The following is an 11,826-nucleotide window of genomic DNA, read 5'->3' as shown; positions in this document are numbered from 1 at the left end:
ATGCTATCATTTCATATCCGTTTTACCGGTAATTTCAAGGAAATATACGCAGCGGTGATTGTCAGCCGTGATTAATGGACCGGACGATTGCTCCTGAAAACAAGGAATACAAATAGTTCATTAAGGTTTTATTGCCAGACGCAAAAATTTTTAAGCGCACTTTGGATTGAATGTTATTGTTTGTCTAAAAATAAGAGAAACGTATAAAAAATAAGGCTGCTGAAAATGCTGTATTGGAAAAGTGTCAATGCGGTTTTAAGGTGTGCGGGGTCTGCGTCAAGGCTGCCCTCTCCCAAGTAGGGATAATCGCAAAAAAAATCGCCGTAATGGACAGGTCCTGCGAGTTTGAGGTTCAATGCGCCCGCATAGGGGGCTTCCGCCCATGCGGAATTGGGGCTCGCGTGCCTGCCTCGGTATTTTTTTCCAATGACGTAAGCGTTTTTGTAATCACATTCTTTTATAAAAAAACAAGAAAAAATGATAAGATAAAAACTTATCCGCGCAGGGATGAAATTGAGAATATCGTCAAAATGGGCGGGAAATTTTCCGAAATAAAGATAGTTGTCATTTTTTTTGCCCCACATGGCGTCAAGGGTATTGACAATCCTGTGCGATACCGTGCAGAAAACCGCGCCCTCGTAGGAAAAAAGAAGAAACGCGAAGCTGAACCAGAAAAAGCTTGCAAGCGTGCTGTCGAGGGAATTTTCCGCAAGGCTTTCAATGCTTGTGCGGATTATGTCCGCTTTTTCCATTTTATCGGTGTTTCTGCCCACAATGCAGGAAAGTTTGCTTCGCGCCTCCGGCATGTTGTTTTGTGTAAGTTCCTTTTGTATCGCTTCGACATGTTGAATTAAACTTTTGGGGGCTATGCACAGATAGAGGATGAAACTTGCAGAGAAAAATGCAAAAAACGGATACCACTCATCGGCATAGCGGAGGCAATATTTTTTGCCCACGGCGAAAACAAGCAAAGGAAGAACGGCAAAAATAAGCAAAAGCAGACAAGTGCAAAAAATTCCGCAGATGAATTTTTGCGTGTTTGTTTTGCATTCTGAAAGTGTTTTTTGTTCCAAGAAAAGGGCGGTGTTTCCAAGCCAGCAAACGGGATGATATTTCGTATTCGGCTCACCCAGAAGAATATCGAGAAGATAGGCGGTCAGCGGTGCAAAAAGGATAAGATTTTCCATATCAGTTTCCTTGTTGTTTTTTCTTGCCGATTTTTATCGCATAGTTGATAATGAGTTCTTCGTTTGTTGCATCAATAAGGTAATTCATCTGATCAAAAAGGAAAAGGTCGCTTTTCAGGGAATATCCCTGCTTTTTCAAAATATCGAGGAATGTATGGCATGCCTGTTCTTGGCTGTCCATTTTGCCTTTATGCAGCCAGCAGGCATACCGTCCTTTTTTGATGATTTTCACCTGTGCCTTTTCATGTTCCGAAGTTTTTGAAAAAAAATAGTTGACGGTGAACCGTTGTTTCGCAATATCCCGTTTCGTTACAAGCATGCCTAAAGGGAGCACCGGGGTATGTTCATGGTTGATATAATCCAAAAGAAAATCGGACAGGCATAAGGTATACGTCTTCATTTGATTGATATCTTCCGCTGTTCGGATAGGGGATAAATAAATTGTTTCTTCATTTATTTTTTCAAAAAAAAGCGTGTCATATTCTTGGGTTAATGCTTTTTTTGAAAGGGCTGCCAAGGTTGAAAACATGGAAATGCGTTTTGCGATTTCCTTCTGTTCATTTTTTAATTGTTCCATGCGTTCTTCAATAAGATTGAGCAGCCGTTCAGGCTCACGGGCATTAAGGGCTTCTTTGATTTCTTCAAGCGTGCTTTCCGTTCCTTTCAAGAGGGCGATTAAATTATATTTAAAAAATTGTTCAATGCTGTAATAACGGTATTTGTTTTCAGCCGTATATTCCGGTTTCAGCAAGTCTTTTTGGTCATAATGCAAAAGCGTATCTTTTGTGGTGTGACATAATTTTGCAAATTCATTGATTTTAAGATATTTTTTATTGTTCATATTTTTTTCTTGACTCCGGTGTTGCCCCATAGTTTATATTCTGGGCAAGAAAATGCAAGAGTTTTATTTGAAAGGAAAACATGTGAGGAATACGGAATGAAATTGTCTGAATTTGCGATTGTTCGCTTGGCATGCGCTTACTTTTTTATTTGTCCGGGGATAACGTATGGAATTTTTACCTCCCGTTTGCCGGCATTGAAAGCTCAAACCGGAGCGAATGAGGCTCAGATAGGGTTGGTGCTTTTGTGTTTCGGCGGGGCGAGTTTAATATCATTGTTTTCGAGTTCTTGGTTTTTAAAAAAGTGGGGAAACAGAAATTTGCTTCTTTATGGCTCAATCACTGTCCTCATTGCGGTTATATTGATGGGTATCGCTTCCAATCCCTATTTCTTGGGACTGTTTGCCATGCTGGGTGGCTTAGGCACGGGCTTTGTCGATGTTTCCATGAATACCCAAGGTGTGCAGATTGAAAAAAAATATACTGTTTCCTGCATGTCGTTCATGCACGCTTCGTATAGTTTCGGCGGTGTGATCGGGGCGTTGTCCGGTTCGGTATTCGCAGGTTTGGGTTATGGTTTTTTGACCAATACGGTGGTTATGTTGGGAATATATTTTCTTTTTCTTTTTAAGGCGTACCGGTATTTGCTGCCTGAAGCTTCCGAAGTAAAAGAAAAGGAAGACACGACGGTTAACGCTTTTATTCCGTTTTTCATTATTTTCTGCGGCGTGTTAGCCATGATTGCTTATTCTTGCGAAGGGGCTGTCGCAGAATGGGGCAGTTTATTCATGCACGGTGTCAAAGGTGCGTCGGAACAAGTTGCCGCCCTTGTGTATGCCGGTTTTTCCGTTACGACGATGTTCAGCCGTTTTTTTGGCGATAGGATGCGCGAGTATTTCGGCGATATGCGGCTTTGTGCCGCCGGGGCGGTGATTACGGTATCGGGTTTGTCCATGGCATTGTTTTTGGACGGTGCGGTTTCGGCATTGTTCGGTTTTGCTTTAATGGGAGTCGGGCTTTCTCCCATGGCGCCTGTTTTATTCAGCCAGGCAGGACAGTATCCCAATATCAATGTCGGAAAGGCTTGCGCTGTTGTTTCTATTTTTGCTTACAGCGGGCTTTTGTTTCATCCGCCCCTTTTGGGTTTTATTGCGCATGGGTACGGATTGGACAAGGCAATGCTGGTTGTGCTTGGCATGTGTATTGTTTTGTTTTTCGGTATGCTGGCGTTAGGAAAAATTAAGCGTTGAAGAGGATATTTTTGATAAAATAAAAACTTGCTTTGTGTTGTATTATAAGTGATAATTTTATGCGGAGAAAAAGCGTATGGAACAGAATATGCCGGAACAAAGACCGTTTAAATTAGTCACGAAATACAGCCCGAAAGGAGATCAGCCCGCAGCCATTGACGAGCTTGTGGCGAATATCAATTCAGGCGTGCAGGATCAGGTTCTGCTCGGTGTGACAGGTTCAGGCAAGACGTTCACCATGGCGAACGTCATAGCCCGCACCAACCGTCCCGCTCTTATTCTTGCTCACAATAAAACCCTTGCCGCCCAGCTTTATGGCGAATTTAGGGAATTTTTTCCTGAAAACGCCGTGGAATATTTTGTCAGCTATTATGATTATTATCAGCCTGAAGCCTATGTTCCCTCTTCTGATACCTATATTGAAAAAGACAGTTCTATCAATGACAATATCGACAAGCTCCGCCATGCGGCGACCCATGCTTTATTGACCCGCCGCGACGTCATTATCGTGGCGTCCGTTTCATGCATTTACGGACTTGGTTCGCCGGAGTTTTACGCCAAGCTGATCATTCCTGTTGAAGAGGGGCAGCGTATCGGCATGGATGAGATTATAAAACGTTTGGTGGAAGTGCAATACACGCGGAATGATTACGATTTTCACCGCGGAACGTTTCGTGTTCGCGGCGATGTGCTTGAAATTATTCCGGCTTATGAGCATGAAAGGGCTTTGCATTTGGAATTTTTCGGGGATGAACTGGAACGGATTTTGGAAATTGACCCTTTGACCGGCAATACGCTCGGGCAGATTTCAAAGACAGTCATTTATCCTGCGAGCCATTACGTTTCGGACAGCGATAATCTGACCAGAGCCATGAATGATATACGCGCGGAGCTTATGAACAGGCTCATTGAGCTGAAAGAAGCCAACAGGCTTGTTGAGGCGCAGCGGCTCGAACAGCGTACTCAGCTTGATTTGGAAATGATGCAGGAACTGGGCTATTGCAATGGCATTGAAAATTATTCCAGACACTTGGATAACCGTAAATGCGGGCAGGCGCCTGCGACTCTTTTGGATTATTTTCCGAAGGATTTTTTGTTGTTTGTCGATGAATCGCATATGAGCATACCGCAGGTCGGGGCGATGTACAAAGGGGACAGGTCCAGAAAATCGACCCTTGTCGATTTCGGATTTCGTTTGCCTTCCGCTTTGGATAACCGTCCGCTTATGTTTGAGGAATTTTTAACGCGTATCCGTCAAAGCGTTTTTGTTTCCGCAACGCCTGCCAAATGGGAATTGGACAGAAGCCACGGGCTTGTTGTGGAGCAAATTATCCGTCCCACCGGGCTTGTGGACCCGCCTGTCGAAATCCGCCCGACAAAAGGGCAAATGGACGATCTGGTCGGTGAGTGCAAATTGCGTGTCGAGCGCGGGGAGCGGGTGCTTGTGACAACCCTTACCAAACGCATGGCGGAAGATTTGACGGAATATTTGTCCAATATGGGCATTGCCGCGCGGTATCTTCATTCCGATATTGATACGCTGGAGCGTATCGCCATTATCAAAGCCTTGCGGTCAGGGGAATTTGACGTGCTTGTCGGGATTAATTTACTGCGTGAGGGATTGGATATTCCGGAAGTGTCGCTTGTGGCGATTTTGGATGCCGATAAAGAGGGATTTTTGCGTTCAACGGGAGCATTGATTCAAACTTTCGGGCGTGCCGCCAGAAACAATAACGGGCGGGTTCTTTTATATGCTGACGGCATAACGCATTCCATGCAGTCTGCCATTGATGAAACCATGCGCCGCCGTGCAAAGCAAACGGCATTTAATGAAGAGCACGGCATTGTGCCGAAAACGGTTATGAAATCAATAGAAAGCCCCCTTGATGCGTTATACAGGCCGGAAGATAAAAAGGGCAGGAAAGGCAAAAAAGCGAAAGAAGAAACCGCGCTGCCCACAGAGCCGAAAGAAATTGCGAAACTTATTGCAAATCTTGAAAAGGAAATGCGTCAAGCCGCCAAAGATTTGGAATTTGAACAAGCCGCGGCAATTCGCGACAGGATAAAAGTGTTGCGTGAATATTTGGTCGTAAGCGGAACGCAAGAGGAATAAGCATGACTGAACAATTCTCATTACTGAACATGGCAAATGAACCTGAAAAAACACAGCGGGAAAAAGACGGCGACAGGATTGATTTTTTAAAAAAAGAATTACAGCGCCATAACCGCCTTTATCATACGTTTGACAATCCCGAAATCAGCGACCAAGAATACGATATGCTTTTCAAAGAATTGGTCGCCCTTGAGGAGCAATATCCGGAGCTTGCCGCAAAAGACAGTCCGACACGGAAAATCGGGGGCGAGGTGCTGCCTTATTTGGAAAAGGCAAAGCACACACTGCGCATGTATGGACTGGATAATGTTTTTTCCCAAGCGGAATATGAAGATTTTGTGCAAAAAGGAAAAAATTATTTTTCAAAGGAAAGCACAAGAAAGGAGCTTTCCGTATCTTCATTGGACACATGGTGGGCGGACCCGAAACTTGACGGCTTGGCGGCGGAAATCATTTATGAAAATGGGGAACTTGTTGCCGCACTTACCCGCGGGGACGGTGAAGAGGGGGAAGTCATCACGTCCGCTGTAAAAACAATCCGCAATGTTCCTAAGCGGTTAGGGGATAATTTGCCTTTCACCCGTCTTGAAGTCAGGGGTGAAGTGTTAATGCTGAAACGTGATTTTGAAGCCTTGAATGAAAAACAAAAAATGCTGAAACAAAAAACGTTCGCCAATCCGCGAAATGCGGCGGCAGGAACGTTGCGGCAGCTGGATACGCGCATAACGGCGGAACGGAAATTGATTTTTCTCGCCTATGGCGTAGGGCAGGTGCTTGTTCCTCATGCTCAGGATGAAATCGGGCTCAGTCTTTGGAAAACGCAGGAAGAGCTTATGCAGGGACTTAGCCGCCTTGGATTTGCCATTTCCAAGGAAAGCAAGCTTTGCCGCAATTCGCGGGATGCGTTTTCTTTTTGTGAGAAAATGGAACAGGTTCGGGATACGCTGCCTTATGAACTCGACGGAGTGGTGTATAAACTCAATAATAGGTTCGCACAGCAAGTGCTTGATTTTACAGCACGTTCTCCCCGCTTCGCCATAGCGTGGAAGTTTTCTTCAAGAAAAGCGGAAACAGTGCTGAAAGCCATTACCGTCCAAGTGGGCAGAACCGGGGTGCTTACACCCGTTGCGGAGCTTGAACCCGTTTCCATCGGGGGCGTTCTGGTGAGCCGCGCGACACTGCATAATGAAGAGGAACTCCGCAATTTGGATGTGCGGGTCGGCGATACAGTTCTTGTGCAAAGGGCGGGCGATGTCATTCCCGACATTCTTTCGGTTAATCTTGAAAAACGTTCCGAGAATACGGAAGAATTTATTTTTCCCAAAGAATGTCCCGTTTGCCACAGCAAGGCGGTCCGTTATAAGAATGAAGTTGCGTGGCGCTGTGTGAATGTGGATTGTCCCGCCCAAAAAATACAGGGTATTATCCATTTTGTGTCGAAGGCCGGTTTGGATGTCAGCGGGGTAGGGGAAAAATGGGTTGAAAAACTAGTTGAAACCGGCAGGGTTGAAAATATCGCCGATTTGTTTACCGTAACGGTTAAGGAATTGCTCGCTTTCGAGGGTATGGGCGATGTTTCGGCGCAAAAATTTGTGGATAGTCTGCATGAGGTTAAACATACCGCCACCCTTGCCCGTTTTATTTCCTCCCTCGGTATCCGCCTTGTGGGAGAACAAACTGCAAAAACATTGGCGCAAGCCTTTGAAAATATGGACGAACTTGCGAAAGCTCCCGTGGATAGGCTGATGCTGCTGCAGGATATCGGTCCGGAAGTGGCAAATTCGATTAAACAATATTTTGCTTCAAAGGAAAAACAAGAAATCCTCGCACGGCTTAAAGAATACGGGCTTGACCCGCGGCGGCAGGAAAAAATTGTTTCTCTTGATACGGCGTTGGCAGGAAAAACCATTTTATTTACAGGCACGCTTTCAAAGCCTCGGCAGGAATTTGAAAAAATGGCGGAAGAGGCGGGAGCGAAATTGCTCGGTGCCGTGTCTAAAAACCTTAATTACCTTGTCGTGGGCGAAAAAGCGGGAAGCAAATTGGAAAAAGCCCAAAAACTCGGTGTTCAAACGCTCAGCGAGCAAGAATTTTTGGATTTGCTGAAATAACTGCTGCTGTGAATTATTGATTATTGACTTGAAAATATGGAAAACTTTTGCATGGCAATAACAATCATGCATGTTCCAAAATGAATTGCAGGCGGTGGGTATATTGGTGTTTTCGGGCTATTTCATTTTGCATGGTTTTTTGTATTTCTGTTTTCAGGTTTGGCTTTGTCAGCAGCAATTCAAGGCGCTTGAGGCAGTCTTGCGGATTGTGAACAGTGATAACTGATTGAATGTCTTGCGGGAAAATTTCCATGCCTTCGCTTGGGGAACTGAGCAGAAAGCCATGGTGTTTCCACACGTCAAAATGACGCTGGCTGAGGTTCGCAGGCATAAGCAAACTGGTCAGGTTGAGTGTGAACAGGCTGTTTTTATAATAACTTGGCAAGATTTTGTAATAATCCGCAGGCGGGTAAAAGGTGTGCTTTGTGGCTAAAATATCCTGCCATGCGTCGTCGCCCATGATGTGGACAAGGGGACTTAAATTTTCAAGCCATAATTTGCGCAGATAAAGGTCGGCTTTTGTCGCGGCATAGCTTATTGTCCTGCAATTTTTGTTTTGCCATAACGCTTCTTGAGAAAGCAGGGTTTGCCGAATGCTGTGAAAATCCGGCAGTTCTTTTTGCTCGAAAAAATTTTTTTGAATGGTCCTGTAAATATTTTGTTCAAAATCATGCTCAAGTTTACATCCGCTGAAGTAGGCGTTTTTGTTGGCAAAGCTGGAATTGCCCACAAAAAACAAAGGAATTTTCGGAAGGTCCGCATAGGGCGCCTGAAGAGAATGGCTTGCGAGGGGAAGGGGAAAAAGTTTTTTTGCACCTTCTTTTCGTAATTGGGAGGCAAAGGAAAAATCCGTCAGAAAAATTGCGCATTCTTTCCACCATGCTTGGCTGAAGCGGGAAAGGATATTCCAAACATTATCCACAAACCATAAGGCAAGAGGAATGTTTTTTTGCTTTAAATATTCATGGATAAGTCCGTTATTATCAAGGGCTTGGGCGTTTACGGACAAATAAAGGACTGGTTTTTTGGCGTCGGTAAGTTCGAGGATTTCCTGTATGTTTTTTTGCCCCAAGGAAACAGGGATATGATTAATGTCTTGAATTGCTTGGCAAAGTTCTCTGTGCAGCAAATCATTGTTTCCGCCGGTCAGAAAAATATATTTTTCCTTTGCTGAAAGCGTATGCTGCGCAGAAGCGAAAAAAGCGCTGCGCAGCCGTATGAGAAGCGCATTCCAAAAGCCGGGGAAAAGCTGAAGATTTTGTTTATAAAAAAGAATATCCGTTTTTTGAAAAAATTCCGCGTTGCAAAGCGCAGGCAATTCTTTTTCATCAACGGCTTGAAAATTTTCTGGAAGATCATGGGAAATTTGTTTGGCAAAGGCGCTGTGTTCAAGATAGAAAACTTGTTCCTTATTTTCGGAACAGGGAAGAATATCGTCAAGTTCCGCTCCGAGCCCGAGGAAAAGAATTTGTTTTTTCCTGCAGGAAACGGCGTTTGCAGGATTGGAATAAAATGTGTTGAAATTATGGAAATCAAGCGGAATATAGGAAAAATCTCCATGCAGAAGCGTTTTTTTTCTTCCAAGTTCGTCAATAATCGTTTTAGCATTCATGCGGGCGGAGGGATTTCTTTTTTCCATATTTTTAAAGTTCATTAAAAATTCTTGGCTTAGTATGAAAAATACGTTATACTCATTCCTCAAAAAAGTATAGTTCTAACTTTTTGATTAGTAAAGAAAATATGAAAGAATACCGTGATTATTATTTTTTAAAGGCGAAAAAAGAAAATTATCCCGCCCGTTCCGTATATAAACTGCAGGAAATGAACAAGCGTTTCCGTCTGTTCAAGCAGGGTATGAAAGTGCTTGATTTGGGGGCTGCTCCGGGTTCTTGGTCTTTATACGCCGCTGAAAAAGTCGGTGGAAACGGGCTTGTCCTTGCTTGCGATTTGCAGGCGACAGAAACGGTTTTTCCGCAAAATGTGCGTTTTTTGCAGGAAAATGTATTTGAGCGGAGTTTGGAATTTGAAGCGTTGCTTGAAGAGCTTGGACCGTTTGATATGGTGATAAGCGATATGGCGCCCCGTACGACCGGTACGAAATTTACCGATCAGGCGCGTTCTTTGGAACTTTGTTTGGAATCTGTACAAGTGGCTGAAAAATATCTGAAATCCGGCGGAAATTTTATTACGAAAATTTTTATGGGACCCGATTTTCAGGATTTGGTCAAGGCAATGCGCCCTATTTTTGCAAGTGTGAAAACATTCAAACCTCAAAGCTCACGTGCTGAAAGCAAGGAAATTTTCCAAGTGGGACTTGGGTTTACCGGAAATAAAAACAATTAACTATCGGAGGATATATGTCAGGTCATAGTAAGTGGGCTAACATTCAACATCGTAAGGGCCGTCAGGACGCAAAACGCGGAAAAGAATTTACCAAGGCAGCGAAAGAAATCATCATTGCTGCGAAAAGCGGCGGCGATCCTGCGGGTAATCCTCGTCTTCGTGCCGCCATTGCCGCAGCGAAAAGCATTAACCTGCCAAAAGATAAGATTGAATCCGCAATCCGCAAGGGCACAGGTCAGGATGCCGGCGGCGAATTGTTTGAAATCACCTATGAAGGCTATGCGACGGGCGGTGTCGCCGTTATCGTTGAAACCGCGACGGACAATAAAAACCGTACCGTTGCGGAAGTCCGCCACCTTTTCACCAAGCATGGCGGTTCAATGGGCGAAAGCGGTTCAGTCAGTTTCATGTTCGACAGATTAGGCGTGATCACGCTTTCTAAGGAAAAATATGCCGAAGAAGATACCGTTATGAATTTTGCCCTTGAAGCCGGCGCTGATGATGTGAAAGACGACGATGATATTTGGAGCATCCATACCGCGATGGAAGATTTCAGCCTTGTGCGTGATTCTTTGGAAAAACAGGGTGTGGAAATGGAATCAGCGGCTCTTGCCTTCGTTCCCAAAAATTATGTGCCGGTCGACAAGGAAACCGCCGAAAAGCTCATTCGTTTCAATGACGCTCTCGAAGATTTGGATGACGTGCAAAATATTTATTTCAATTTTGATTTGCCTGATGATTTTGAAGGATAATCTGTCAGGGAAGTTTGCTTCCCTGATTTTTTATTATGAGAATAATTGGAATTGACCCCGGTTCTTCGTTTACCGGCTGGGGAATTATTGAAGATAGGTCCGGTGTGCTTTCCTTGATCGACTGCGGGGTCATTCGCCCGAAAAGCAAGGGAAAAGAGAATTTTGCCGTCCGTATTTCTTTTATTTATAAGGCATTGTTGGAAATCATCGATTATTATAAGCCGGAAGAAGCGGCGATAGAACAGGTTTTTACAGCGAAAAACGCTTTAACCGCTTTGAAGCTCGGACAGGCACGGGGCGTTGCTGTTGCCGCGTGTGCTAATTTCGATATTCCTATTTTCGATTATGTTCCGACTTCCGTTAAAAAAGCTTTGGTGGGGGTCGGACGGGCTGATAAAGAACAAGTGGCTTTTATGATTGGAAAAATTCTTAATGTGAATGTGAAGCGGTTTCGTTTGGACACGACGGACGCGCTAGGCGTCGCCGTTTGCCATTCTTCCATGCGCCGCTTTTATTCCCTTACTTCAAAATAAAAGGTTTTTTTATGAAAATAACATGGCTTGGACATTCCGCTTTTGAACTGTTTTCTCATGGCGTGAAAATTTTAATCGATCCGTTTTTTACGGGCAATCCTTTTGCGGGCGATACCGAAGCGTTCATCAATCCTGATTTGATTTTGGTCACGCATGACCATGGCGACCATTTGGGCGATACTGTCGGTATTATGAAGAACGGTACGAGCAAGTTTCTCGGCATTGCCGATTTATGTTCCTATTTGCCGACTTTGGGTGTCGACCCCCGGCAGATTATGTTCGGCGGAAGCGGCATGAATATCGGCGGAACGGTGAAATTCGCCGGTTTTTCCATTACCATGACAAACGCCGTTCATTCCGCGGGGCATGGTTCCTGCGTCGGGTATATCATTCAAGACCCTAACGGCTTCACTGTGTACCATGCGGGCGATACTGCTCTATTCGGCGATATGGCGCTTCTTGCGGAGCGGTTCGCCATTGATGTCGCTTTGCTTCCCATTGGCGGACATTATACGATGGACAGCCTTGATGCGGCAAAAGCCTGTTCCTATTTGGAAGCGAAAAACGTTATTCCCATGCATTATAAGACATTTCCTGTTCTTTGCCAAGATACGCTTGAATTTTCCAAGCAGTTGGCGCATTACAGCGAACATACCAATCTTATTTCTTTAAATCCTCAAGAGAGTGCGGAATTTTAA

10 protein-coding genes are annotated in these 11,826 nt (G+C 44.5%); 7 read left to right on the top strand and 3 right to left on the bottom strand.

The features are described from left to right. Positions 1–173 precede the first annotated feature (173 nt). The gene (gene cbiB / locus JBF11_RS04190; protein WP_334316127.1) at positions 174–1,187 is read right to left on the bottom strand and encodes an adenosylcobinamide-phosphate synthase CbiB; all 1,014 of its coding nucleotides are present in this window, start codon (positions 1,185–1,187) and stop codon (positions 174–176) included. Position 1,188: 1 nt separating this feature from the next. After that, complete coding sequence (locus JBF11_RS04185) at positions 1,189–2,028, bottom strand: MerR family transcriptional regulator (RefSeq protein WP_334316126.1); 840 nt, start codon at positions 2,026–2,028, stop codon at positions 1,189–1,191. 96 nt (positions 2,029–2,124) lie between these two features. On the opposite strand from JBF11_RS04185, the gene JBF11_RS04180 reads away from it, so the two are divergent. From JBF11_RS04180 to ligA, 3 genes are all read left to right on the top strand, one after another. Continuing rightward, complete coding sequence (locus JBF11_RS04180) at positions 2,125–3,276, top strand: MFS transporter (protein ID WP_334316125.1); 1,152 nt, start codon at positions 2,125–2,127, stop codon at positions 3,274–3,276. Positions 3,277–3,364: 88 nt separating this feature from the next. Next, positions 3,365–5,389, top strand: a complete 2,025-nt coding sequence (uvrB, locus tag JBF11_RS04175; protein ID WP_334316311.1) for an excinuclease ABC subunit UvrB — start codon at positions 3,365–3,367, stop codon at positions 5,387–5,389. A 2-nt stretch (positions 5,390–5,391) separates the two neighbouring features. Continuing rightward, a complete protein-coding gene (gene ligA / locus JBF11_RS04170; protein WP_334316124.1) occupies positions 5,392–7,500 on the top strand; it encodes an NAD-dependent DNA ligase LigA in 2,109 nt (702 codons plus the stop codon). 64 nt (positions 7,501–7,564) lie between these two features. Here the strand turns inward: ligA and JBF11_RS04165 are convergent, their stop codons facing one another. Next, entirely contained in the window at positions 7,565–9,139 is a 1,575-nt protein-coding gene (locus JBF11_RS04165; RefSeq protein ID WP_334316123.1) for a glycosyltransferase family protein, read from the bottom strand. A gap of 101 nt (positions 9,140–9,240) precedes the next feature. Here JBF11_RS04165 and JBF11_RS04160 point away from each other — a divergent pair, with 101 nt between their 5' ends. The 4 genes from JBF11_RS04160 to JBF11_RS04145 are packed head-to-tail and all read left to right on the top strand — an operon-like array spanning position 9,241 to position 11,826. Continuing rightward, positions 9,241–9,843, top strand: coding sequence for an RlmE family RNA methyltransferase (locus tag JBF11_RS04160; RefSeq protein WP_334316122.1), 603 nt, complete (start codon positions 9,241–9,243; stop codon positions 9,841–9,843). Between the two features lie 14 nt (positions 9,844–9,857). Beyond that, positions 9,858–10,595 carry a YebC/PmpR family DNA-binding transcriptional regulator gene (locus tag JBF11_RS04155; RefSeq protein ID WP_334316121.1) on the top strand — a complete coding sequence of 246 codons (738 nt, stop codon included), beginning with the start codon at positions 9,858–9,860 and terminating at the stop codon, positions 10,593–10,595. 32 nt (positions 10,596–10,627) lie between these two features. Continuing rightward, a complete protein-coding gene (gene ruvC, locus JBF11_RS04150) occupies positions 10,628–11,128 on the top strand; it encodes a crossover junction endodeoxyribonuclease RuvC (RefSeq protein ID WP_334316310.1) in 501 nt (166 codons plus the stop codon). A gap of 11 nt (positions 11,129–11,139) precedes the next feature. Further along, positions 11,140–11,826 (top strand): metal-dependent hydrolase, encoded by a 687-nt coding sequence (locus JBF11_RS04145; RefSeq protein ID WP_334316120.1) that lies wholly within the window; start codon positions 11,140–11,142, stop codon positions 11,824–11,826.

Origin of the sequence: Taurinivorans muris, from assembly GCF_025232395.1 — a bacterium.
Classification (GTDB): domain Bacteria; phylum Desulfobacterota; class Desulfovibrionia; order Desulfovibrionales; family Desulfovibrionaceae; genus Taurinivorans; species Taurinivorans muris.
Note: the sequence above shows the minus strand (reverse complement) of the source record. Positions and strands in the feature narration are given on the sequence as shown.

Coding starts and splice junctions, on each gene's coding strand:
- JBF11_RS04155 (WP_334316121.1), top strand. CDS start 9,858: ATGTCAGGTCATAGTAAGTGGGCTAACATTCAACATCGTAAGGGCCGT.
- uvrB (WP_334316311.1), top strand. CDS start 3,365: ATGCCGGAACAAAGACCGTTTAAATTAGTCACGAAATACAGCCCGAAA.
- JBF11_RS04180 (WP_334316125.1), top strand. CDS start 2,125: ATGAAATTGTCTGAATTTGCGATTGTTCGCTTGGCATGCGCTTACTTT.
- JBF11_RS04165 (WP_334316123.1), bottom strand. CDS start 9,139: ATGGAAAAAAGAAATCCCTCCGCCCGCATGAATGCTAAAACGATTATT.
- cbiB (WP_334316127.1), bottom strand. CDS start 1,187: ATGGAAAATCTTATCCTTTTTGCACCGCTGACCGCCTATCTTCTCGAT.
- JBF11_RS04160 (WP_334316122.1), top strand. CDS start 9,241: ATGAAAGAATACCGTGATTATTATTTTTTAAAGGCGAAAAAAGAAAAT.
- JBF11_RS04185 (WP_334316126.1), bottom strand. CDS start 2,028: ATGAACAATAAAAAATATCTTAAAATCAATGAATTTGCAAAATTATGT.
- JBF11_RS04145 (WP_334316120.1), top strand. CDS start 11,140: ATGAAAATAACATGGCTTGGACATTCCGCTTTTGAACTGTTTTCTCAT.
- ligA (WP_334316124.1), top strand. CDS start 5,392: ATGACTGAACAATTCTCATTACTGAACATGGCAAATGAACCTGAAAAA.